Annotated in this window: 22 protein-coding genes and 2 tRNA genes; 1 reads left to right on the top strand and 23 read right to left on the bottom strand. The window is 45.5% G+C overall.

The window, feature by feature from the left end; translation table 11 throughout:
• Window positions 1-49 precede the first annotated feature (49 nt).
• From rplE to rpsL, 17 genes are all read right to left on the bottom strand, one after another.
• The gene (rplE, locus tag IV40_RS06955) at window positions 50-595 is read right to left on the bottom strand and encodes a 50S ribosomal protein L5 (RefSeq protein WP_057769865.1); all 546 of its coding nucleotides are present in this window, start codon (window positions 593-595) and stop codon (window positions 50-52) included.
• Window positions 596-627: 32 nt separating this feature from the next.
• Window positions 628-936 (bottom strand): 50S ribosomal protein L24, encoded by a 309-nt coding sequence (gene rplX / locus IV40_RS06960; protein ID WP_057769869.1) that lies wholly within the window; start codon window positions 934-936, stop codon window positions 628-630.
• Window positions 937-969: 33 nt separating this feature from the next.
• Window positions 970-1,338 (bottom strand): 50S ribosomal protein L14, encoded by a 369-nt coding sequence (rplN, locus tag IV40_RS06965; RefSeq protein ID WP_057769875.1) that lies wholly within the window; start codon window positions 1,336-1,338, stop codon window positions 970-972.
• A 35-nt stretch (window positions 1,339-1,373) separates the two neighbouring features.
• Window positions 1,374-1,649 carry a 30S ribosomal protein S17 gene (rpsQ, locus tag IV40_RS06970; protein ID WP_082617810.1) on the bottom strand — a complete coding sequence of 92 codons (276 nt, stop codon included), beginning with the start codon at window positions 1,647-1,649 and terminating at the stop codon, window positions 1,374-1,376.
• 22 nt (window positions 1,650-1,671) lie between these two features.
• Window positions 1,672-1,866, bottom strand: coding sequence for a 50S ribosomal protein L29 (gene rpmC / locus IV40_RS06975; RefSeq protein ID WP_057769880.1), 195 nt, complete (start codon window positions 1,864-1,866; stop codon window positions 1,672-1,674).
• A complete protein-coding gene (rplP, locus tag IV40_RS06980; protein ID WP_057769882.1) occupies window positions 1,856-2,296 on the bottom strand; it encodes a 50S ribosomal protein L16 in 441 nt (146 codons plus the stop codon). Before rplP ends, rpmC begins: the two co-directional genes overlap by 11 nt.
• 3 nt (window positions 2,297-2,299) lie before the next feature.
• Window positions 2,300-3,055 carry a 30S ribosomal protein S3 gene (rpsC, locus tag IV40_RS06985; protein ID WP_057769886.1) on the bottom strand — a complete coding sequence of 252 codons (756 nt, stop codon included), beginning with the start codon at window positions 3,053-3,055 and terminating at the stop codon, window positions 2,300-2,302.
• Window positions 3,056-3,068: 13 nt separating this feature from the next.
• Window positions 3,069-3,419: a 50S ribosomal protein L22 gene (rplV, locus tag IV40_RS06990; RefSeq protein WP_057769893.1), complete on the bottom strand. Its 351-nt coding sequence runs from the start codon at window positions 3,417-3,419 to the stop codon at window positions 3,069-3,071.
• A gap of 15 nt (window positions 3,420-3,434) precedes the next feature.
• On the bottom strand, window positions 3,435-3,725 hold the full coding sequence (gene rpsS, locus IV40_RS06995; protein WP_057769900.1) for a 30S ribosomal protein S19: 291 nt from the start codon (window positions 3,723-3,725) through the stop codon (window positions 3,435-3,437).
• Between the two features lie 57 nt (window positions 3,726-3,782).
• Window positions 3,783-4,619, bottom strand: a complete 837-nt coding sequence (rplB, locus tag IV40_RS07000) for a 50S ribosomal protein L2 (RefSeq protein WP_057769907.1) — start codon at window positions 4,617-4,619, stop codon at window positions 3,783-3,785.
• 35 nt (window positions 4,620-4,654) lie between these two features.
• Window positions 4,655-4,939, bottom strand: coding sequence for a 50S ribosomal protein L23 (rplW, locus tag IV40_RS07005; RefSeq protein WP_057769909.1), 285 nt, complete (start codon window positions 4,937-4,939; stop codon window positions 4,655-4,657).
• Window positions 4,939-5,562 carry a 50S ribosomal protein L4 gene (gene rplD, locus IV40_RS07010; RefSeq protein WP_057769913.1) on the bottom strand — a complete coding sequence of 208 codons (624 nt, stop codon included), beginning with the start codon at window positions 5,560-5,562 and terminating at the stop codon, window positions 4,939-4,941. Before rplD ends, rplW begins: the two co-directional genes overlap by 1 nt.
• Before the next feature lie 19 nt (window positions 5,563-5,581).
• Window positions 5,582-6,229 (bottom strand): 50S ribosomal protein L3, encoded by a 648-nt coding sequence (gene rplC, locus IV40_RS07015; RefSeq protein WP_057769916.1) that lies wholly within the window; start codon window positions 6,227-6,229, stop codon window positions 5,582-5,584.
• A 43-nt stretch (window positions 6,230-6,272) separates the two neighbouring features.
• On the bottom strand, window positions 6,273-6,581 hold the full coding sequence (gene rpsJ, locus IV40_RS07020; RefSeq protein ID WP_057769921.1) for a 30S ribosomal protein S10: 309 nt from the start codon (window positions 6,579-6,581) through the stop codon (window positions 6,273-6,275).
• Between the two features lie 387 nt (window positions 6,582-6,968).
• Complete coding sequence (fusA, locus tag IV40_RS07025) at window positions 6,969-9,062, bottom strand: elongation factor G (protein WP_057769924.1); 2,094 nt, start codon at window positions 9,060-9,062, stop codon at window positions 6,969-6,971.
• 112 nt (window positions 9,063-9,174) lie between these two features.
• Window positions 9,175-9,645: a 30S ribosomal protein S7 gene (gene rpsG, locus IV40_RS07030; RefSeq protein WP_057769929.1), complete on the bottom strand. Its 471-nt coding sequence runs from the start codon at window positions 9,643-9,645 to the stop codon at window positions 9,175-9,177.
• A 67-nt stretch (window positions 9,646-9,712) separates the two neighbouring features.
• On the bottom strand, window positions 9,713-10,126 hold the full coding sequence (rpsL, locus tag IV40_RS07035; RefSeq protein WP_057769930.1) for a 30S ribosomal protein S12: 414 nt from the start codon (window positions 10,124-10,126) through the stop codon (window positions 9,713-9,715).
• A 289-nt stretch (window positions 10,127-10,415) separates the two neighbouring features.
• On the opposite strand from rpsL, the gene IV40_RS07040 reads away from it, so the two are divergent.
• Window positions 10,416-11,078 carry a prepilin peptidase gene (locus IV40_RS07040; protein WP_057769932.1) on the top strand — a complete coding sequence of 221 codons (663 nt, stop codon included), beginning with the start codon at window positions 10,416-10,418 and terminating at the stop codon, window positions 11,076-11,078.
• A gap of 56 nt (window positions 11,079-11,134) precedes the next feature.
• Here the strand turns inward: IV40_RS07040 and rpoC are convergent, their stop codons facing one another.
• The 6 genes from rpoC to IV40_RS07070 form a co-directional block, all read right to left on the bottom strand.
• Complete coding sequence (rpoC, locus tag IV40_RS07045; protein ID WP_057769937.1) at window positions 11,135-14,779, bottom strand: DNA-directed RNA polymerase subunit beta'; 3,645 nt, start codon at window positions 14,777-14,779, stop codon at window positions 11,135-11,137.
• A gap of 78 nt (window positions 14,780-14,857) precedes the next feature.
• The gene (gene rpoB / locus IV40_RS07050; RefSeq protein WP_420843259.1) at window positions 14,858-18,460 is read right to left on the bottom strand and encodes a DNA-directed RNA polymerase subunit beta; all 3,603 of its coding nucleotides are present in this window, start codon (window positions 18,458-18,460) and stop codon (window positions 14,858-14,860) included.
• A gap of 356 nt (window positions 18,461-18,816) precedes the next feature.
• Window positions 18,817-21,303, bottom strand: a complete 2,487-nt coding sequence (locus IV40_RS07055; protein ID WP_057769942.1) for an ATP-dependent Clp protease ATP-binding subunit — start codon at window positions 21,301-21,303, stop codon at window positions 18,817-18,819.
• Between the two features lie 18 nt (window positions 21,304-21,321).
• A complete protein-coding gene (locus IV40_RS07060) occupies window positions 21,322-21,792 on the bottom strand; it encodes a CtsR family transcriptional regulator (protein WP_057769947.1) in 471 nt (156 codons plus the stop codon).
• Window positions 21,793-21,996: 204 nt separating this feature from the next.
• Window positions 21,997-22,070: transfer RNA gene (locus IV40_RS07065), tRNA-Pro, on the bottom strand.
• A gap of 14 nt (window positions 22,071-22,084) precedes the next feature.
• Window positions 22,085-22,156 (bottom strand) — tRNA-Gly (locus IV40_RS07070).
• Between the last annotated feature and the right edge of the window lie 44 nt (window positions 22,157-22,200).

Below are 22,200 nucleotides of genomic sequence, written 5' to 3' on the forward strand. Positions count from 1 at the left end.
CTACGCATTACGCAGCTAGCTTTCTCAATTCTGAACTGGGGAGATTCGCTTATTTAGCGAATGGCATCCCAAATTCTGATAATAATTCACGTGATTCCTCATCTGTGTTGGCAGTTGTAACAATGACAACATCCAAGCCACGGACACGGTTAACCTGATCATAATCGATTTCAGGGAAAATCAACTGTTCACGGATACCCAATGTGTAGTTTCCACGGCCATCAAATGACTTTGTGCTGACCCCACGGAAATCACGAACACGTGGTAACGCGATATTGATTAACTTATCTAAGAAATCATACATTCTTTCACCGCGTAAAGTAACTTTTGCCCCGATTGGCATTCCTTCACGTAAGCGGAAACCAGCGATTGACTTCTTAGCTTTCGTAACCAATGGCTTTTGGCCAGAGATCAAAGTTAATTCATCAACAGCTTCGTCTAAGTTCTTAGAATTGGTGACAGCATCGCCGACACCCATGTTTAAAACGATCTTATCGACCTTGGGCACTTGCATGACAGATGAATAATCGAACTTCTTCATCATGGCAGGGGTAATGTCCTTCGTATATTGTTCTTTTAAACTGTTTACGACCATTACTTCAGATTTCCTCCTTTCCAAACGATTGCTTAATCGATTGCTTTACCTGTTTTCTTTGAAATACGAACTTTTTTACCATCTTTAACTTCGTAGCCAACACGTGTGGCTTCGTTGTTAGATGGGTCGATCAACATAACGTTTGAAACGTCAATTGGTCCTTCAGTATCGACGATCCCACCTTGAGGATTCGTTGTACTTGGCTTTTGGTGCTTCTTGATTTTATGAACACCTTCAACGACAACGCGGTTTGCTTTAGGCAGCACTTTTAAAACTGTGCCTTCTTTGCCCTTATCTTTGCCGCTAATGACTTTGACTTTATCGCCTGTTTTGACAAACATCGAATGACGCACCTCCTTATTGTAGGACTTAAATTAAAGAACTTCTGGCGCTAAGGAAACGATCTTCATGAAATCGCCGCCACGTAATTCACGGGCAACGGGTCCAAAGATACGTGTTCCACGCGGGCTTTTATCTGCGTTGATAATAACAGCAGCATTTTCATCAAACTTGATGTAAGAACCGTCCGCACGACGAGCGCCCTGCTTGGTCCGTACAATAACAGCTTTGACAACGTCACTCTTTTTGACAACGCCACCTGGTGTTGCCTGTTTAACAGTAGCAACTACCACATCACCGACGTTACCGTACTTACGCTTAGAGCCACCTAAAACCTTGATGACTAAAAGTTCACGGGCACCGGAGTTGTCAGCGACTTTTAACCGACTTTCTTGTTGAATCACTTCGAGGTCCTCCCTTCAAATTGGAAAATTATCGTTTAGACGCGAACTGCCTTTTCAACGATATCTAATAAACGGAACCGCTTTTTAGCTGAAAGAGGACGAGTTTCCATGATGCGGACAACGTCGCCAGTCTTAGCTTCGTTGTTTTCATCATGTGCGTAGTATTTCTTCGAATACTTGATCCGCTTCCCATAAACGGGATGTTGTTTCGTGGTCGAAACTTCTACGGTAATCGTCTTGTCCATCTTGTCTGATGTGACACGACCTTGGTAGATTTTACGATGGTTACGATTTACGCTTGTTTCACTCAAGATAAGAACTCCTTTCCGTTAATTATTTATCTAATTCTTGCTGACGTAAGACAGTCTTGATCCGTGCGATATTCTTCCGAACTTGCTTTAAACGGGCAGTATTTTCAAGCTGACCAGTGGCTTGTTGGAAGCGCAGGTTAAACAATTCGTCTTTATATTGCTTTTCTTTTTCAACCATTTCATCAGTGGTTAAGTTACTAATTTCTTTAGCCTTCATGAGTATCGCCACCTACTTCCTGATCGCTGCGTTTAACAAACTTGGTACGGATCGGGAGCTTGTTCGATGCAAGCCGTAAAGCTTCACGAGCAGTTTCTTCAGAAACACCAGCAATTTCAAACATGATCTTTTCACGCTTGACAACGGCTACCCAGCCAGCTGGTGCACCTTTCCCAGAACCCATACGTACCCCAACACCTTTAGCAGTGTAGGACTTTTGCGGGAAAATACGAATCCATACTTTCCCACCACGCTTCATATAACGTGTCATTGCGACACGAGCAGCTTCGATCTGACGGTTGGAAATCCAATGTGATTCCAATGCTTCAAGACCGTATTCACCAAAAGCAACAGTTTTGCCGCCTTTAGCTGCACCACGCATTTTACCACGGAATTCGCGGCGATGCTTTACACGTTTAGGTACTAACATTGATTAGTTTCCTCCCTTCCGATTGTTGTTGGAACGGTTATTATTGGAACGATTGTTCCGGTTGTTGTAACGACGGTTACGGCCATTGTTACGGTTGCCGCTTGAACCTTCGTCATCAGGACGACGCTTTGCACCTGGCAAAACTTCACCACGATAGATCCAAGTCTTGACGCCTAATTGACCATAAGTAGTCTTGGCTTCTTCCCAAGAATAGTCAACATCGGCACGTAAAGTATGCAAAGGAACAGTTCCTTCAGCATGGCTTTCACGACGAGCCATATCGGCACCATTTAAACGACCGGAAACTTGGATTTTGATTCCTTTAGCACCGGCACGCATTGTACGTTGGATTGCTTGACGTTCTGCACGGCGGAAAGCAACACGTGCTTCGAGCTGTTCAGCAACGCTCTTACCAACTAATTTGGCATCTAAATCAGGCTTCTTGATTTCCACAATATTGATGTGTACTTTCCGACCTGTTAATTTATTTAATTCTTTGCGTAATGCTTCGACTTCTGATCCGCCCTTACCAATTACCATACCAGGCTTAGCAGTATGGATAGAAATGTTCACACGATTTGCAGCGCGTTCGATTTCGATGGTCGAGACAGAAGCGTCGGCAAGACGTTTGTTAATGTAGTCCCGAATCTTAACATCTTCAAGAAGCAAAGTTGAGTAATCTTTTTCAGCATACCATTTTGCTTCCCAGTCGCGGATGACGCCGACACGGAAACCAACTGGATTAATTTTCTGACCCACGCGTTATCCCTCCTTATTCTTGTTCAGATACTACGACGGTGATGTGACTTGTACGCTTGTTGATTGGTGAAGCTGAACCCTTTGCACGGGGACGGAAACGCTTGAGCGTTGGTCCTTCGTTGACAAAGACTTTGCTTACTACCAAGTTTTCAGCATCTAAATCGTAGTTATGTTCAGCGTTTGCAACTGCTGACTTCAATACTTTTTCAACGATCGGTGAGCCTGCTCTTGGAGTAAATTCCAAGATAGCAAGTGCTTCGGCCACTTTTTTACCGCGAATCAAGTCAACGACCAAGCGAGCTTTGCGAGGTGCGATTCGAACGGTTTTTGCCGTTGCAGTTGCTGATGTAATTTGATCAGCCATGATTCAATCTCCCTTCTAGTGAGCTGCTGGTGCTGTTTTCTTGTCGTCGCCACCACCGTGACCATGGAAAGTCCGTGTTGGTACGAATTCACCTAACTTATGTCCGACCATATCGTCTTGGATATAAACTGGGACATGCTTCCGACCATCATAAACAGCGATCGTGAAACCGATGAAGCTTGGGAAAATGGTTGAACGACGTGACCAAGTCTTGATGACTTGCTTCTTATCATTGCCTTGTTGTGCATCGATCTTCTTTAATAACGATGCATCGGCAAAAGGTCCTTTTTTCAAACTACGACCCATTGTGAAACCTCCTTTGAAAATGAGTGTGTCCTAACGAACAACACTCGAATTGGTATTTTACTTACCTTTACGATGACGAACGATGAATTTCTCTGTTTGTGACTTCTTGTTACGAGTCTTCTTACCAAGAGTCTTCTTACCCCATGGTGACATAGGTGATGGACGACCGATTGGTGCTTTCCCTTCACCACCACCATGTGGATGGTCGTTAGGGTTCATAACTGACCCACGAACAGTTGGACGGAAGCCCATCCAGCGTTTGCGGCCGGCTTTACCAACACTGATCAATTCATGTTGTTCGTTACCAACGGCACCGATAGTTGCGCGGCAATCTGCACGAATCAAACGAACTTCGCCTGATGTCAAACGGATTGTAACGTACTTGCCGCCTTCTTTACCAAGTAACTGGGCAGAAGCACCGGCAGAACGAGCTAATTGAGCACCCTTGCCAGGCTTCAATTCGATGTTATGGATGGTTGTCCCAACAGGAATATCTGCTAATGGTAATGTGTTTCCAACCTTGATATCAGCATCTGAGCCTGATTTAACGGTTTGTCCAACAACTAAGCCCTTAGGAGCTAAGATGTATGCTTTAACACCATCTGCATATTGTAATAAAGCAATGTTTGCGGTCCGATTTGGATCATATTCGATTGCTTTAACAGTAGCCTTCACGCCGTCTTTTTGACGTTTGAAGTCGATGATGCGGTATTTTTGTTTATGACCTCCGCCACGATGACGAACTGTAATGTGACCTTGCGCATTACGGCCGGCAGTATGGCTTTGCGATTCCAATAACGACTTTTCAGGCGTTGTCTTTGTGATTTCTGAGAAATCAGAACCAGACATGTTACGCCGGCCGTTAGTGGTTGGTTTATATTTAATAATCGCCACGGTTTTTCCCTCCTACATTCATTTTCGTTTAAAAACTAATCTTCAAAAATTTTGATTTCTTTTGAATCAGGGGTTAAGGTTACGATCGCCTTACGACGTTTCTTTGTGTAACCAGCGTAGCGACCCTGACGCTTTAACTTGCCGCGAACATTCATGATGTTCACATTTTTGACGTTAACGCCAAAAATTTCTTCAACGGCACGGCGTACTTGTGTTTTATCGGCACGTACGTCAACATCAAATGTATACTTTTTGTCGTCCATTCCAGCCATTGAAGCTTCAGTGACAACTGGACGTAAGATTACATCGCGTGCTTCCATTATGCAAGCACCTCCTCAATCTTGGAAAGAGCGGCTTGAGTAAGAATCATCTTGTCTGCATCCATCACGTCAAGAACATTGACGCTTTCAGCATTGATTACGTTGACGTTAGCCAAGTTGCGTGCTGATAATGCAGCAAAATCATTTCCGTCTTCAAGCACAACCAAAGTCTTTGTTGTGACGCTCATCTTGTTTAACATTGCGGCGAAGTCTTTTGTCTTCGGTGCATCATATTGTAATGAATCGATGACTAAGAGGTCGTTGTCGATCACTTTCTGAGAAAGGACGGACTTTAATGCTAAGCGACGAACTTTACGTGGTAATTTGTAAGCATATGAACGAGGTGTCGGTCCGAAGACGATACCACCGCCACGCCATTGTGGTGAACGGATTGAACCCTGACGAGCACGACCAGTACCCTTTTGACGCCATGGCTTACGACCACCACCGCGAACAGCGGAGCGATTCTTGACTGCATGTGTTCCCTGACGGGATGATGCACGTTGCATCAACACAGCGTCAACAACAACATTGTCATTTGGTTCAATGCCCCAAACGGAATCATTTAATTCAACGGTACCGTTTTGGCTGCCGTCTTGTTTATAAAGTGTTACATTTGCCATTCGTTAGTTCCTCCTTCCTTTATTTGTTAGCTTTCTTTTGTTTGCCTGTTTTAATCGCAGAGCGAACCATTACCATTGAGTTTTTAGCACCTGGAACGTTACCCTTGATGAGTAAAACATTCTTGTCGGTTAAGACCTTAACGATTTCAAGGTTTTGAATCGTGACACGGTCATGACCCATCCGACCTGGTAAGATCTTGCCTTTGAAGACACGGTTGATAATGGAACCCATTGAACCAGGTACACGATGGTAACGAGACCCATGCGTTTCTGGCCCACGTGACTGGTTGTTCCGCTTAATGTTACCTTGGTATCCATGACCCTTTGTTGTACCAGTTACATCAACGATGTCGCCTTCTGCAAAAGTATCAACTTTCACTTCAGATCCTACTTCGTAGTCTCCCAGCGCGACACCCTTGAATTCCTTAATGTAGCGCTTAGGAGTCGTGTTTGCTTTGCTTGCATGACCTTTAGCAGGTTTGTTGGACAATACGTCGCGTAAATCGCTGAAGCCTAACTGAACAGCTTCGTAACCGTCGTTTTCCATTGTCTTAACTTGTAACACAACGTTTGGTGTTGCTTCAACAACTGTTACGGGCACTAATTCACCGTTATCGGCAAAGATTTGCGTCATTCCTACCTTTTTCCCTAAGATTCCTTTGGTCATGAGTACACCTCCAATATTTTTTGTATTTTTAATTTATTAAAAATTAAAGCTTAATTTCAATATCGACACCGCTTGGTAAGTCAAGCTTCATCAAAGCGTCAACTGTTTTTGGTGTTGGGTTGATGATGTCGATCAGACGCTTGTGTGTCCGTAATTCGAACTGTTCACGTGCATCCTTATGCTTATGTGGTGAACTGAGGACCGTGTAGAGTGTCCGTTCAGTTGGCAGCGGGATTGGGCCTGAAATAGTAGCACCTGTTCTCTTTGCTGTTTCCACAATCTTTGTTGCAGATTGGTCTAAGATACGATGTTCGTATGCTTTTAACCGAATGCGAATCTTTTGTTTTGCCATGTTTTTCCCTCCTTCGTCTATTATCATTAGTAGACTTGCTCCGTGAAAATTTCCGTCACGTCTGTCGTGGCAAAGCGGCCGGGCGTGTCGCAACCTCTCACATCTTCGCTACTCTGAGAAATAAAATTCCCATAGTGCATACTTCGCCACTCGAAATAAGCACCTTATCTATCATACAAGAAATACCGCCGTGTGACAAGGGGTTTCTGAAATTTAACCGGTAAAAATCGTATTTCTTCTATATAAAGAGAAGCCCTGTTAAATGCGTCAACCTATGCAGTATAACCAATTCCATTTTATTTTTCAAATCAAATTCATTTTCGGCACAAAAAAAGAACCCGCACACGGCAGGTCCTTCAAAATGAATTTCATTTTTAATGTTCAAGTTTATTTAGCGTTGCCGCCATTTTGCTTGATGATGTCTTCCTGGATTGACTTCGGAACAGCTTCGTAGTGGTCGAAGGTCATTGTAAATGTCCCACGGCCCTGTGTTGCTGAACGTAATGTCGTTGCGTAACCAAACATTTCTGCTAATGGCACCATGGAGTTGATCATCTGGGCGTTCCCACGAGCTTCCATTCCTTCAACACGTCCACGACGTGCAGTAACTTGGCCCATAACATCGCCTAAATATTCTTCAGGCATCACAATTTCAACATGCATGATTGGTTCAAGGATAACGGCACCGGCCTTTGGAGCAGCAGCTTTCAAGGCCATTGAAGCAGCCACTTTGAAGGCAGCTTCTGAAGAATCGACTTCATGGTAAGAACCATCATAGAGCTTGGCTTTGACATCAATCAATGGGTAGCCGGCTAAGACACCGTTGGCCATTGATTCCTTCAAGCCTTGTTCAACAGCTGGGATATATTCACGTGGAACAACACCACCGACGATGGCATCTTCGAATTCGAAGCCTTTGCCTTCTTCGTTCGGTGTAAATTCAACCCAAACATCCCCATACTGACCTTTACCACCAGACTGGCGAACAAACTTCCCTTGTGCAGAAGCTTGCTTTGTGAATGTTTCACGGTAAGCAACTTGTGGTTCACCGATTGTCGCATTCACGTTGAATTCACGACGCATCCGGTCAACTAAGACATCCAACTGTAATTCACCCATACCAGAAATCAGTGTTTCACCAGTTTCGGCATTTGTTTCGGTCTTGAAGGAAGGATCTTCTTCAGCCAGCTTTTGTAAAGCAAGGTCCATCTTATCCCGGTCTTCCTTTGAATCAGGTTCAACGGAAACTTGGATAACTGGATCTGGGAAGTCCATCGATTCAAGAATCAGTGGGTGGTCAACATCGGTTAAGGAATCACCAGTCGTTGTGTTCTTTAACCCAATGGCAGCCGCGATATCACCAGAGAAGACTTCTGGGATTTCCTTACGGTGGTTAGAATGCATTTGCAGCAAACGACCAACACGTTCACGCTTGTCCTTGGTAGCATTCAGAACATAGGAACCGGCTTCCAAAGTACCTGAGTAAACACGGATATAAGTTAAACGACCAACGAATGGATCAGTAGCAATCTTGAATGCCAAAGCAGCAAAGTCTTTGTCATCACCGGCTGTTAATTCAACATTTTCGCCGTTAGCTGGGTCAATGGCATTGTATGGCTTAACATCCAATGGGGATGGTAAGTAATCAACAGTGGCATCGAGCAGCATCTGAACACCCTTGTTCTTGAAGGCAGAACCAGCTAAAACGGGGTAGAATTCCAAGTTAGTGGTTGCTTTACGGATAGCGGCCCGTAATTCATCGTTAGTGATTTCGTCACCTTCGAGATACTTAGCCATGATGTTGTCATCAACATCCGCAACCGCTTCAACTAATTGTTCACGGCGCTTCTTAGCTTCATCAAGGTAGTCGGCTGGAATATCAACGGTATCCCACTTCGTCCCTAATTCATCTTCGTCATACAAATCGGCTTTCATTTCGATCAGGTCAATGACCCCTTCGAAATTATCTTCGGCACCGATCGGCATCTGGATGGCATGGGCATTTGCCTGCAAACGATCATGTAACGTTTGTACAGAATAGTCGAAGTTGGCACCGATCTTATCCATCTTATTGACGAAGACGATCCGTGGAACAGAGTAAGTGTCGGCCTGACGCCAAACATTTTCCGTCTGTGGTTCAACACCAGACTGGCCATCCAAAACAACGATGGCACCATCTAAGACACGGAGAGAGCGTTCAACTTCGATTGTGAAGTCAACGTGTCCTGGGGTATCAATGATGTTGATACGGTGGTTTTTCCATTGGGCAGTTGTGGCAGCGGAAGTAATTGTAATCCCACGTTCCTGTTCCTGCTCCATCCAGTCCATTTGGGAAGCCCCATCATGGGTTTCACCAATTTTATGAATTTTCCCAGTGTAATAGAGAATACGTTCAGTCGTAGTCGTCTTACCAGCATCGATATGAGCAATAATCCCAATATTACGAGTCTTATTCAATGGGAATTCACGTGTATTTGCCATGAAAAATTGTAACTCCTCTCGTGAGTGAAATTGTTAGTTAAAAAATTGTTCAGATAAAACAAGCGGCTACTATAGTGGAAAAGCGCACCAATATAATAGCCAACTTGATATTTTACCAACGATAATGTGCAAAAGCACGGTTAGCGTCAGCCATCTTGTGCGTATCTTCACGCTTCTTAACAGCTGCACCAGTATTGTTTGCGGCATCCATGATTTCACGAGCAAGACGTTCGTCCATTGTGTGTTCACCACGGCTGCGGGCATATTGTGTGATCCAACGTAAACCTAACGTTGTCCGGCGTTCAGGACGGACTTCGATTGGAACCTGATAGTTAGAACCACCGATACGGCGAGCTTTAACTTCAAGCACTGGCATAACGTTCTTCATTGCTTCTTCAAATACATCTAATGGTTCTTTACCTGTTTGTTCTTTGATAATATCAAATGAACGGTATAAAATTGTGGACGCTGTACCGCGCTTCCCATCAACCATCAAGTGGTTGATCAAGCGTGTGACCAATTTAGAATTGTAAACTGGATCAGGTAAAACGTCACGTTTACCAACTGTACCTTTTCTTGGCATTTAAATGACCTCCTGTAAGCCTGTCGTTCCGACATGGCGTGAATTTTTCAATTGTAAATTAGTCGAATTACTTCTTAGGACGCTTTGCACCGTACTTAGAACGGCTCTGCATACGGCCATCAACACCGGCTGTATCAAGCGCACCACGGATAATGTGATAACGAACCCCAGGTAAATCCTTTACACGGCCCCCACGGATTAAAACAACACTATGTTCCTGTAAGTTATGACCGATACCAGGGATGTAAGCTGTCACTTCGATTAAGTTAGACAAACGAACACGCGCATATTTACGTAAAGCAGAGTTTGGCTTCTTCGGTGTCATTGTCCCGACACGAGTTGCAACCCCACGTTTTTGTGGAGCTGGGTTATGCGTAGTTTCTTTCTTCATACTGTTGTAACCAAAGTTCAATGCAGGTGAATCGGACTTTGTAGTTCTTGACTTGCGACCTTTGCGTACCAATTGATTAATTGTTGGCATGAAAAGCTCCTCCTTCCTGAATCCTATAAATTATTTTTAAGTCCACACATCCAGGCGGTTCTTTTTTAAGTAAAAAAACGGATGAAAACCATCTTATCTCTTACCCGACCACTGGTTGTTGCATGTTTTTGTGCCTATGCCCAGTCAGCACGTCCGCCATGGATGACGAAACACTGTAGTAAAAAGCACCTTTACTAAGATACCATGACAAACTTTCTGTGTCAACGGTCCTTTTTAAAAACGTTATGCCTTCTTTTGGCGTAATTGTCAGGATAAAGGGGGCATTTGCATGTGCTGTTTTTATTTTATCATCGGAACTTGCTGGGCTTCGTTTCTCACCGCATCGGCATGGCGGCTCTTGTACCAGCCACACACTTTTTTTGCTGCCCGCTCCTACTGTGAAAACTGTCAGCACGTTCTAGCTTTTTATGAACTGATTCCAATGATTAGTTTCCTCTGGCAAGGCGGAAAATGCCGGCACTGTCGGCAGCGCCTGACGCCACTGTTCTTAATAGGCGAATGTCTGGGCGGTGTCGCTGGTCTGCTCATCTACCGGCTGCCGCTCGTCCAGCAACCGCTAGCCGGTATCCTCAGTGCTTGTTTATTTTTCTGTGCGGCCATGGATTGTTTTGAAAACTGTTTGATGCCCTTGTGGCTGCTGCCCTTTGGTGCGGCGGCATTCTGCTGTGCCGCCCATCTTTATTGGCTGTCGGCCGGCGCAGTGACTGTCCTTTTATACGGCTTGCATTGCTGGCACAACGGACTAGGACTCGGTGACGTCGAACTGATTTTGCTGTTGGCGTTATTCTTAACACCGTCTCAAATCTGGTTCTTGTTATTTGCAGCCTGTTGTTTTGCTTTATTAGGCTTTCTATTTTTAAAAACGAAACAGCAGCAGCCGTTTGTCCCCTACTTATTATTGGGCTACTTAATTACTTTAATTTATTTTTGAGCGCACCCAAAAAGGAGTCGCCATTTCAGGCGGCTCCTTTTAAACGAGCACTTTAATTAGCGTTTGTCTTCTTCCTTCATCTTCGCTTCAATATCGGAGATGGAGTAGACATTATCTGAAACTGCACCAACTGCTTTAGGCTGCATATGACGATACTTCGCCATCCCAGTCCCAGCTGGAATCAGTTTCCCAATCATAACGTTTTCCTTTAAACCAATCAACGGATCGTTCTTGCCACGGATAGAAGCATCCGTCAAGACACGAGTTGTTTCCTGGAAGGAAGCGGCTGACATGAAACTGTTGGTTCCCAATGATGCCTTAGTGATTCCTAACAAGACTGGACGTCCTGTGGCAGGAATACCACCTTTGACAAGGGTTGCACTGTTCTGATCATCGAAATCACCGATGTCCATTTGTGTCCCAGGCAAGAGATCAGTGTCGCCTGGATCCATGACACGAACCTTCTGGAGCATCTGACGAACCATGATTTCAACGTGCTTATCGGAAATATCAACCCCCTGCATACGATAGACCTTCTGGACTTCACGCAGCAAGTAGTTTTCAGTCGATGGAACATCTGTGACTTTAATCAATTCCTTCGGATCGATTGAACCGCCAGTCAGCTGTTGACCACGTTTGATGTGATCGCCTTCGGAAACAACAACATTGGCGGTGTAAGGCACACTGTAAGTCCGAGTATCGGTTTCGCCTTGAACGGTAATTTCACGGATTCGGTCAGCTGGGTTTTCTTCGATGGAAGTAACTTCGCCAGCCACTTCAGAAATAACCGCCAGCCCTTTCGGATTCCGTGCTTCAAAGATTTCCTGAATACGAGGGAGCCCTTGGGTAATATCTTCGCCACCAGCAACACCACCGGTATGGAAGTTGCGCATCGTTAACTGTGTCCCTGGTTCACCAATGGACTGTGCAGCAACGACACCGACAGATTCGCCGACTTCGACTTCTTCGCCAGTAGCCAAGTTGCGGCCGTAGCACTTCTTGCAGACCCCATGACGCGTGTTGCATGTGAAGGCTGAACGGATCGTAACGGCAGTAATACCAGCATCGTCAATTTCATGACCAATGGTTTCGTCGATCATTTCATTCTTGTGAACTAAAACCTTGCCAGTGCTTGGATCTTTAACAGTCTTCATTGCATAACGGCCAACAACACGGTCATACAATGGTTCGATCATTTCATTTCCTTCACGGATAGCACGGACAGTGACACCACGATCAGTCCCACAATCTTCTTCACGAATGATGATATCCTGCGCAACATCGACCAAACGACGTGTCAAGTAACCTGAGTTGGCAGTCTTGAGGGCCGTATCGGTCATCCCTTTACGAGCACCATGGGTCGACATGAACATTTCCAAGACCGACAGACCTTCACGGAAGTTCGATGTAACCGGAACTTCCATCATCCCGCCGTTAGGAGCACCCATCAAACCACGCATTCCGGCTAACTGGGTAAAGTTAGAAATGTTCCCACGCGCACCAGAATCACTCATCATTGAGATTGGATTCAACGGATCGAAATGATCGATCAGATCGTTCTGAATTTCATCTTTAGCAGCATTCCAAATTTCAATAACACGGTTATGACGTTCTTCGTCGGTGATTAACCCACGACGGAACTGCTTTGAAACCGCATCGACCTTCTTATGAGCAGCGTCAACGATAGCCGGCTTTTCCTTCAAGACGGTGATATCAGAAACCCCAACGGTCAGCCCTGAGTTTGTCGCTTGGGTATATCCTAAGGTCTTCATATCATCCAGCAAGTCGGAAGTCCGCTGTACTTTATAAACCTTGAACACTTGGGCGATAATATCGCTCAAGAAGCTCTTCTTGAATGGGCCGACTAATTCACGGCCTTCAAGTGTTTCTTCAACACTGTCGCCTGGCTTGACGAAGTACTTATCCGGAACCCCGTTCATCAAGTTCGGTGTGGAGGGTTCGTTCAAGTAAGGGAAGTCATCTGGCAGAATTTCATTGAAGATTGCTTTCCCAACTGTCGTCAGCATGATTTGGTCACGCTGGTCATCTTTGAACGGCTTCTTCGGCATCGAAGAAGTGGATAATCCGATTCGAGTGTGCAAATGCACATAACCGTTTGCGTAGGCCATCCGCACTTCATTGGTATCTTTGAAGACCATGCCTTCGCCTTCACGGCCCTTCTGTTCCATCGTCAAGTAGTAGTTCCCTAAAACGACATCCTGAGAAGGTGTAACAATCGGCTTCCCATCCTTAGGAGCCAGAATATGATGCGCCGCTAACATTAAAGTACGTGCTTCAGCTTGTGCTTCATCAGACAACGGTACATGGACAGCCATCTGATCCCCATCGAAATCGGCGTTGTAAGCTTCACAAGCCAATGGATGCAGACGAATGGATTTCCCATCGACTAAGACAGGTTCGAATGCCTGAATCCCAAGACGATGCAAAGTAGGGGCACGATTCAAGAGAACGGTCCGGTCTTTGATGACATCTTCGAGAACATCCCACACATCATTATCCATCCGTTCGATCTTGCGCTTGGCACTCTTGATGTTCGAAGCCAAATCACGCTCAACCAAGCCATGCATGACGAATGGTTTGAATAATTCCAACGCCATTTCACGTGGCAAGCCGCATTGATAGAATTTCAATGTTGGGCCGACATCAATAACGGAACGGCCAGAATAATCAACACGTTTCCCTAACAAGTTCTGACGGAAACGGCCCTGCTTCCCTTTCAGCATATGTGAAAGAGACTTCAACGGACGATTCCCAGGACCCGTAACCGGACGGCCACGACGACCATTATCGATCAAAGCATCAACAGCTTCTTGGAGCATCCGCTTTTCGTTTTGAACGATGATGTTCGGTGCATTCAAGTCTAACAACCGCTTCAAACGGTTGTTACGGTTGATGACACGACGGTACAAATCATTCAGATCAGAAGTGGCAAAGCGGCCCCCTTCGAGCTGAACCATTGGCCGCAGATCCGGCGGGATAACCGGAATAACATCCATGACCATCCATTCAGGCTTGTTACCTGATTTGGCAAAGGCATCCAAAATGTCCAGACGACGGATCGCACGGGTCCGTTTCTGACCTTGGGCCGTCTTCAATTCTTCCCGCAAGTCGGCGATTTCTTTGTCGAGATCGACGTCACGCAGTAATTCCTTGATGGCTTCAGCCCCCATCTTGGCATCGAATGCATTTGCACCTAATTCTTGTTTCTTATCACGGTATTCACGTTCACTCAATAATTGTTTCTTTTCGAGTGGTGTGTCGCCTGGATCAATCACTACGTAAGATGCAAAGTAGATGATTTCTTCCAAGGCACGTGGGCTCATGTCAAGGACAAGGCCCATCCGGCTAGGGATTCCCTTAAAGTACCAAATGTGAGTTGCAGGTGCAGCCAATTCAATATGGCCCATCCGTTCACGCCGTACTTTAGAGCGTGTTACTTCAACCCCGCAGCGGTCACAGACAATTCCCTTATAACGGATCCGCTTGTATTTCCCGCAAGCACATTCCCAATCTTTCGTTGGTCCGAAGATCCGTTCATCGAAGAGTCCGTCCCGTTCTGGTTTTAAAGTCCGGTAATTGATGGTTTCTGGCTTTTTAACTTCACCATAAGACCAGCTCCGGATTTTGTCAGGTGATGCAATGCCGATCTGCATGCTATCAAACTTATTGACATCTATCAAAAGGGCAACCTCCTAAATCATTAACGTTAACAACTAATTATCAAAGTGTTCCTTAGAAATATATTCCCAAGTCACGCCTTATTTTTTATCTTTATCGCTGCCGGTTTCTTGAGCAGCCTTTGCAGCTGCTTCCTTAGCCTTCTTTTCCTCTTGCTCTTGTGCATACTTGGATAAAGCGTCGATGCTGGAAACATCATCGTCTTCATCGTCCATATCACGGAGTTCGATTTCGTTCTTATTGGCATCGAGAACCTTCATATCCAGTCCAAGGGATTGTAATTCTTTGACAAGGACACGGAATGATTCTGGAACACCCGGCTTCGGAATCGGATCGCCTTTGACGATGGCTTCGTAAGTCTTGACACGGCCGACAACATCATCGGACTTATAAGTCAAGATTTCCTGCAAGGTATGCGCAGCCCCATAAGCTTCGAGGGCCCAAACTTCCATTTCCCCGAAACGCTGACCACCAAACTGAGCTTTCCCGCCCAGTGGCTGTTGTGTAACCAGAGAGTAAGGTCCGATCGAACGTGCATGAATCTTATCATCAACCATGTGGGCCAGCTTCATGTAGTACATGACCCCAACGGAAACACGGTTGTCAAATGGTTCACCAGTCCGGCCATCGTAGAGGATACTCTTCCCATCAGAAGCCATATTGGCTTCCTTGACAGTATCCCAGAGATCTTTTTCACGTACCCCATCAAAAACAGGTGTCGCAACATGGATTCCTAAGTTGCGAGCAGCCATTCCTAAGTGCAATTCGAGGACCTGCCCAATGTTCATACGGGAAGGCACACCCATTGGTGACAGCAAAATGTCAACTGGAGTTCCATCTGGCATGTACGGCATATCTTCTTCAGGAACAACAACTGAAACAGTCCCTTTGTTCCCATGACGGCCGGCCATCTTATCACCGACTTGAATCTTACGCTTCTGAGTAATGTAGACCCGAACCATCATATTGACGCCTGGTGATAATTCATCGCCCGCTTCACGAGTGAAGACTTTGACATCTTGGATAATACCACCGCCGCCGTTTGGCACACGGAGGGATGTATCACGCACTTCACGCGCTTTTTCACCAAAAATCGCATGCAGCAGACGTTCCTCAGCGGATAATTCAGTCACCCCTTTAGGCGTAACCTTCCCTACTAAGATATCGCCATCATGAACTTCGGCGCCGATTCGGATAATCCCGAATTCGTCAAGATTCTTTAACGCATCTTCCCCAACGTTAGGGATTTCACGAGTGACTTCTTCCGGCCCAAGCTTGGTATCACGTGCTTCTGATTCATACTCTTCAATATGAATCGAAGTGTAGACGTCGTCACGGACTAAACGTTCGCTCAAGACAATGGCATCTTCGTAGTTGTACATGTTCCAAGTCATGAAGGCAATCAATGGATTCTGACCTAAGGCTAATTCGCCTTGGTCCATCGCAGGCCCGTCGGCAATGATTTCACTACGATCGACTTGATCACCCTTGCGAACGATCGGTGTCTGGTTGTAGTTCTTACCAGCGTTAGAACGCATAAATTTCATTAAATGATACTTATCGAGCGAACCGTCTTCCAACCGAATGCGGATTTCCTTCGCATCAACGAATTCAACGGTCCCAGGATGCTTTGCTAACAAGGCAGTCCCTGAATCGTGAGCAGCTTTGTATTCCATCCCAGTTCCGACGAGTGGTGCATGCGGACGAACCAGCGGCACAGCCTGACGCTGCATGTTGGCCCCCATCAACGCACGGTTGGAGTCATCGTTTTCCAAGAATGGGATGCAGGCCGTCGCAACAGCAACTACTTGCTTTGGTGAAACATCCATGTAATCGACTTTATCAACGGAAACTTCGATGTTGTCATCCTTATGACGGGCCAAAACGGTCTTGTCAACGAAAGAACCATCGTCGTTTAATTCAGAGTTGGCCTGCGCAATGATGTAATTATCTTCGACATCAGCAGTCAGGTAATCAATCTTATCGGTAACCTTATGAGTCGTCCAGTCAACACGACGGTATGGTGTTTCGATGAACCCATACTTGTTGACAACGGCGTAACTCGCCAAACTGTTAATCAGCCCAATGTTAGGGCCTTCTGGTGTTTCAATCGGGCACATCCGGCCATAATGCGTATAGTGAACATCACGCACTTCGTATCCGGCACGGTCACGTGTCAAACCACCAGGCCCTAAGGCAGACAAACGACGCTTATGTGTTAATTCGCCTAATGGGTTGGTCTGATCCATGAACTGAGATAACTGCGATGAACCGAAGAATTCCTTGATTGAAGCAACCACTGGCCGAATATTGATCAGCTGTTGCGGTGTGATCGTGCTGGTATCCTGGATGGACATTCGTTCACGAACAACACGTTCCATCCGGGATAAACCGATTCGGAATTGGTTCTGCAGGAGTTCACCGACAGAGCGAATCCGACGGTTACCCAAATGATCGATATCATCGGTTGAACCGATGCCTTCTTGCAAGTTGAAGAAGTAGTTCATCGCCGCAATAATATCAGCTGGGGTAACGTGCTTCAGCTTCAAGTCGATATGACCATTGCCAATCAATTTGACAACGTGTTCTGGATCTTCTTTTGAATAAACTTGGATAACTTGAACGGTCATCGGATCTGTCACAACCCCTTCATCAGAAGGTGTATAGGTAACCATCTTGAAATCGTCACGAGCCAAGTATGGCGACAACTTGTCCATCAACTTCTTGTCGACCAAGTCACCCTTCTGGGCAATGACTTCACCTGTATCTGGGTCGGCTAAAGTTTCGGCCAATGTCTGGTTGAGGAGCCGGTTCTTCAAGTCAAGCTTCTTGTTCATCTTGTAACGGCCAACTGGTGCTAAGTCGTAGCGCTTCGGATCGAAGAAACGCGCATAGAGCAAGGAACGTGAACTATCGGCTGTCTTTGGTTCGCCTGGACGTAAACGTTCGTAAATATCCTTCAAAGCTTCATTGGTCCGTGATTCATCAGTATCCTTGTGAACATCTTTTTCCAAAGTGTTCATCAATGTTTCGCTGTCGCCAAACATATCGAGAATATCCTGATCAGAGCCATAGCCAAGGGCACGAACTAAGACACTCATTGGAATTTTACGAGTCCGATCAATCCGGACGTAAGAAATCCCTTTTGCATCGGTTTCGAATTCGAGCCAAGCACCACGGTTTGGAATCACTGTTGCGCCCCATTGTGTCCGGCCGTTTTTATCAACGCTACTATTAAAGTAAACGCCTGGTGAACGAACTAACTGGGAAACGATGACACGTTCCGCACCGTTGATGATAAAGGTCCCTTGATCGGTCATCAATGGGAAGTCTCCAAAGAAGACATCCTGCGATTTAATTTCACCCGTTTCATGGTTCGTCAAACGCAATGTGACATGCAATGGTGCCGAGTAATTGGCATCGTGCTGACGGGCCTCTTCGACCGTGTATTTTGGTTCTAACAGTTGATAATCAACATATTCCAATGACAAGTTGCCGGCAAAATCGTCGATTGGCATGATGCCATCGAACATTTCCCGTAACCCTTCATCGAGGAACCATTGATAGGAGTTCGTCTGAATTTCAATTAAGTTTGGTAAGTCGAGTACTTCCTTAATACGGGAATAACTGCGACGTGTACGGTGTTTGCCGTAATTGACCAAATGTCCTGCCAAATTGTTCACCCCTCATTTAAATTCTGCGTTAAATATTACAGTTATGTTACAAAACAATTTAGGAGCCGTTTTTAAGCAAAAAAAAACCAAAAATAGTCCTTTCGAAAAAGAAATTTGCTATTTTTGTTTTTTATTCCTATCGAATCGGACAATATTTCGACCCGATAGCTGCCGTCCCATAATTTTTTGCAATTACAATTAGTATACCAGTGGATGCTTACTTGTCAACCCTTTTTTCTGAAAAGAAATCAGCCCAACTTATCAGGTATTTTCAGATTCTGCGGTTTAAATTGATTTCTGTTATCTTCCTTATAATAAAATAACGGTCCGCATCGTCACTAGACAACGCGGACCGTTATTTTTGGTTAAGCTTTCACTTTTTGTTTGGCTGGTTTGCTTTGAATGGTAATTTGTCCCTTCTTGGCGCCAATCGTGACTTGATCGCCGGATTGAATATGCCCCAACAAGAGTTCTTCGCTCAGACGATCTTCGACCTCGCGCTGCAGTGCACGGCGGATTGGCCGGGCTCCGTATTCAGGATCAAAACCATCTTTAGCGACAACATCGATCGCAGCTGGTGTCATCTTAATGTGAATATCACGTTCATCCAAACGTTTCAGCACATTCTTCGACATAATCTTGACGATTTGATGCAGTTCTTTCTTATCTAATGGATGGAACACGATAGTTTCATCGATACGGTTGAGGAATTCTGGACGGAAAGCCTTCTTGAGTTCTTCTAGCATCCGGCTCTTCATGGCCTTGTAATCCGTCTGTGCGTCCTGAGCTCCAAACCCGACGGACTTATCATCCCGGATTGCGGTGGCCCCAATGTTCGAGGTCATGATCAGAATCGTGTTGCGGAAGTCGACTTTGCGCCCCCGTGAATCGGTTAAGAAACCATCATCGAGTACTTGCAACAATAAGTTGAAGACATCCGGATGTGCTTTTTCAACTTCATCAAACAGCACCACTGAATAAGGTTTGTTACGTACCTTTTCAGTCAGCTGACCGCCTTCATCGTAACCGACATAGCCGGGCGGCGACCCGATCAAACGACTGGTACTGTATTTCTCCATGTACTCCGACATATCGATCCGAATTAAATTATCTTCCGAACCAAACATATCTTCCGCCAGAGCTTTGGCTAACTCAGTCTTGCCGACCCCAGTCGGACCAAGAAACATGAAGGACCCAATGGGACGACGAGGGTCTTTCAAGCCGCTGTAGGCTCGCCGAATCGCACGCGATACCGCCGAAACAGCTTCATCTTGTCCGATCACTCGCTTATGCAGTTCTTTTTCAAGGTTGACCAAACGTTCGCTCTGCTTCTTCTGCAGCTGCGTCAGCGGAACACCGGTCCATTGCGACACAACGGCAGCGACATCATTGGCAGTCACCTTGACATCGGTCCGCACGCCATGCCTAGAATGCTTGGCTTTTTCAGCAGCCAGCTTTTCCTTCAAAGATTGTTCCTGTTCCCGCAATTGAGCGGCCTTTTCAAAGTCCTGATCCGTAATGGCATTTTCTTTTTCGGTGATTACTTTTTCAAGCTCGGTCTGTTCATGGTCGGCTGGAGTCTGCTGATCAGATTCATCCAAACGGACCTTCGCAGCCGATTCATCGACTAAGTCAATCGCCTTGTCCGGTAAATAACGAGTCGTAATGTAACGAGTCGACAAAGTAACCGCTGCATGGAGAGCTTCATCTGTGATTGTGACGCCATGATGTTCCTCATAACGAGGACGCAGCCCCCGTAAAATGGCTTCTGTATCTTCTTTAGAAGGCTCATCAATGGTAATCGTCGCAAACCGACGTTCCAGAGCAGCATCTTTTTCGATGTACTTCTGATATTCATCTAAAGTCGTCGCTCCCATCATCTGGAGTTCGCCACGTGCCAAAGCTGGTTTCAGAATGTTCGAGGCATCAATGGCCCCTTCTGCCCCGCCGGCACCAATCAAGGTATGCAACTCATCGATGAATAAAATGACCTGCCCATCTGTGTAGATTTCTTCAATCACTTTTTTCAAACGATCTTCAAATTCGCCACGATACTTGGTTCCGGCAACTAATGACCCCATATCGAGCATCATTAAGCGTTTCTTCTTTAAATTGTCCGGGACATCACCAGCGACAATGCGTTCGGCTAAGCCTTCCGCAATCGCCGTTTTACCCACCCCAGGTTCGCCGATTAAAACAGGATTGTTTTTTGTCCGGCGTTCCAAGATTTGAATAGCACGACGGATTTCTTGATCACGGCCGACAACTGGATCAAGTTTCTGATCACGTGCTGACTGGGTCAAATCTCGTGCCAATGAATCCAAAGTCGGTGTGTCACTGGTCGAAGGCTGCTTCCGTGGCCGCTGAGGCGGTACATTGCCCCGACGCGGTTTTGCAGTATTTTCAGTCACACCCATTTTCTTATATAAAATTTGTCGTGTTTTGCTGAGGCTCAAGCCCAGTTCCGTCAAGATACGTGCGGCCAGAATATCGTCTTCTCGCAATAAAGCCAGTAATAAATGTTCCGTCCCAATCTTGGTGGCACCTAAATGCTTTGCCTCTTCACCAGCCGCACTCAAAACTTGTTTGGCACGGGGTGAATAAGGTAAATAAGTTTGTGTATCCACATCGGCTGTTGCATCACCGTAACCCGTGAACTGTTCGATCTCTTCACGGACATCTTCCGGCTTGACCGATAACTGCCGTAATGTTTTGCCGGCGATGCCATCATTTTCCATGACCAGTGCTAGCAATAAATGCTCGGTGCCAATGGCATGATGGTGAAAAGCCCGTGCCTGCTGCTGGGCAAGCACTAAGACGTTTTTGGTACTTGGTGTAAATAAGCTATCCATAGACTCTCTCTCACTTTCTTATTTACTTTCGTAGCGTAAACTTTCTAAGATGGCAACCAGAAGTCGTGCCCGTAGCCCGTCTTCAATCTTTTTGCTGCCGACATTCAGGGTTTGATGACTGAGTGTGGCCAAGATAATATTACTAGTCTTGCGATCAATGATCTCTTCATCGTAAAGCCGCTGCACCACTGCGAGTGCATCTCGCTGAGAAATCGTTGCTGGCACATTTTCAACCATCTGATCCAACAATTCGTGATCGTCCATGAATTGCGCTTTTTGAATCCGGATATAACCGCCGCCGCCCCGCTTACTTTGTACGATATAACCTTGCTTTGGCGTAAATCGTGTTTTGATCACGTAATTGATCTGCGAGGGAACACAGTGAAAAAGTTCAGCTACTTCTGAGCGTCTGATTTCTACCTGTTCGCTATCTTCTAGTATCTTTTTTAAATATGCTTCAATAACATCTGAAATATTCTGATTTTGCATTTACTCAAATCCTATCCATAGCGGGATCAAACTTTTCCATAAATGTTTGACTAATATTGACTATTATACGAGATAATCTGCAAAATGCAAAATTCTTTCATCAATCTTTAAAAAGGCGGTTGTATTGTTATACCGCACTTGAAAAGATTTGTCCATGAGTTTACAAAAAGAGTGACGAAAAAATTCGTCACTCTTCATTGTAAGTCGGGAAAACAGGATTTGAACCTGCGACCCCTACGTCCCGAACGTAGTGCTCTACCAAGCTGAGCTACTTCCCGATAAATATTAAAAAAGCGGAAGACGAGATTCGAACTCGCGACCCCCACCATGGCAAGGTGATGTTCTACCACTGAACTACTTCCGCATATTATTAAAATGTCAACCCAATGCACCCAGTAGGAGTCGAAC

Source organism: Lactobacillus selangorensis (assembly GCF_001437205.1).
Lineage (GTDB): Bacteria > Bacillota > Bacilli > Lactobacillales > Lactobacillaceae > Paralactobacillus > Paralactobacillus selangorensis.

Coding starts and splice junctions, on each gene's coding strand:
- rpsS (WP_057769900.1), bottom strand. CDS start 3,725: ATGGGTCGTAGTTTGAAAAAAGGACCTTTTGCCGATGCATCGTTATTA.
- rplP (WP_057769882.1), bottom strand. CDS start 2,296: ATGTTAGTACCTAAACGTGTAAAGCATCGCCGCGAATTCCGTGGTAAA.
- fusA (WP_057769924.1), bottom strand. CDS start 9,062: ATGGCAAATACACGTGAATTCCCATTGAATAAGACTCGTAATATTGGG.
- rplV (WP_057769893.1), bottom strand. CDS start 3,419: ATGGCTGATCAAATTACATCAGCAACTGCAACGGCAAAAACCGTTCGA.
- IV40_RS07055 (WP_057769942.1), bottom strand. CDS start 21,303: ATGGATAGCTTATTTACACCAAGTACCAAAAACGTCTTAGTGCTTGCC.
- rpsG (WP_057769929.1), bottom strand. CDS start 9,645: ATGCCAAGAAAAGGTACAGTTGGTAAACGTGACGTTTTACCTGATCCA.
- rpsL (WP_057769930.1), bottom strand. CDS start 10,126: ATGCCAACAATTAATCAATTGGTACGCAAAGGTCGCAAGTCAAGAACT.
- IV40_RS07040 (WP_057769932.1), top strand. CDS start 10,416: ATGTGCTGTTTTTATTTTATCATCGGAACTTGCTGGGCTTCGTTTCTC.
- rplX (WP_057769869.1), bottom strand. CDS start 936: ATGTTTGTCAAAACAGGCGATAAAGTCAAAGTCATTAGCGGCAAAGAT.
- rplW (WP_057769909.1), bottom strand. CDS start 4,939: ATGGAAGCACGCGATGTAATCTTACGTCCAGTTGTCACTGAAGCTTCA.
- IV40_RS07060 (WP_057769947.1), bottom strand. CDS start 21,792: ATGCAAAATCAGAATATTTCAGATGTTATTGAAGCATATTTAAAAAAG.
- rplD (WP_057769913.1), bottom strand. CDS start 5,562: ATGGCAAATGTAACACTTTATAAACAAGACGGCAGCCAAAACGGTACC.
- rpmC (WP_057769880.1), bottom strand. CDS start 1,866: ATGAAGGCTAAAGAAATTAGTAACTTAACCACTGATGAAATGGTTGAA.
- rplE (WP_057769865.1), bottom strand. CDS start 595: ATGGTCGTAAACAGTTTAAAAGAACAATATACGAAGGACATTACCCCT.
- rpsJ (WP_057769921.1), bottom strand. CDS start 6,581: ATGGCAAAACAAAAGATTCGCATTCGGTTAAAAGCATACGAACATCGT.
- rplC (WP_057769916.1), bottom strand. CDS start 6,229: ATGACCAAAGGAATCTTAGGGAAAAAGGTAGGAATGACGCAAATCTTT.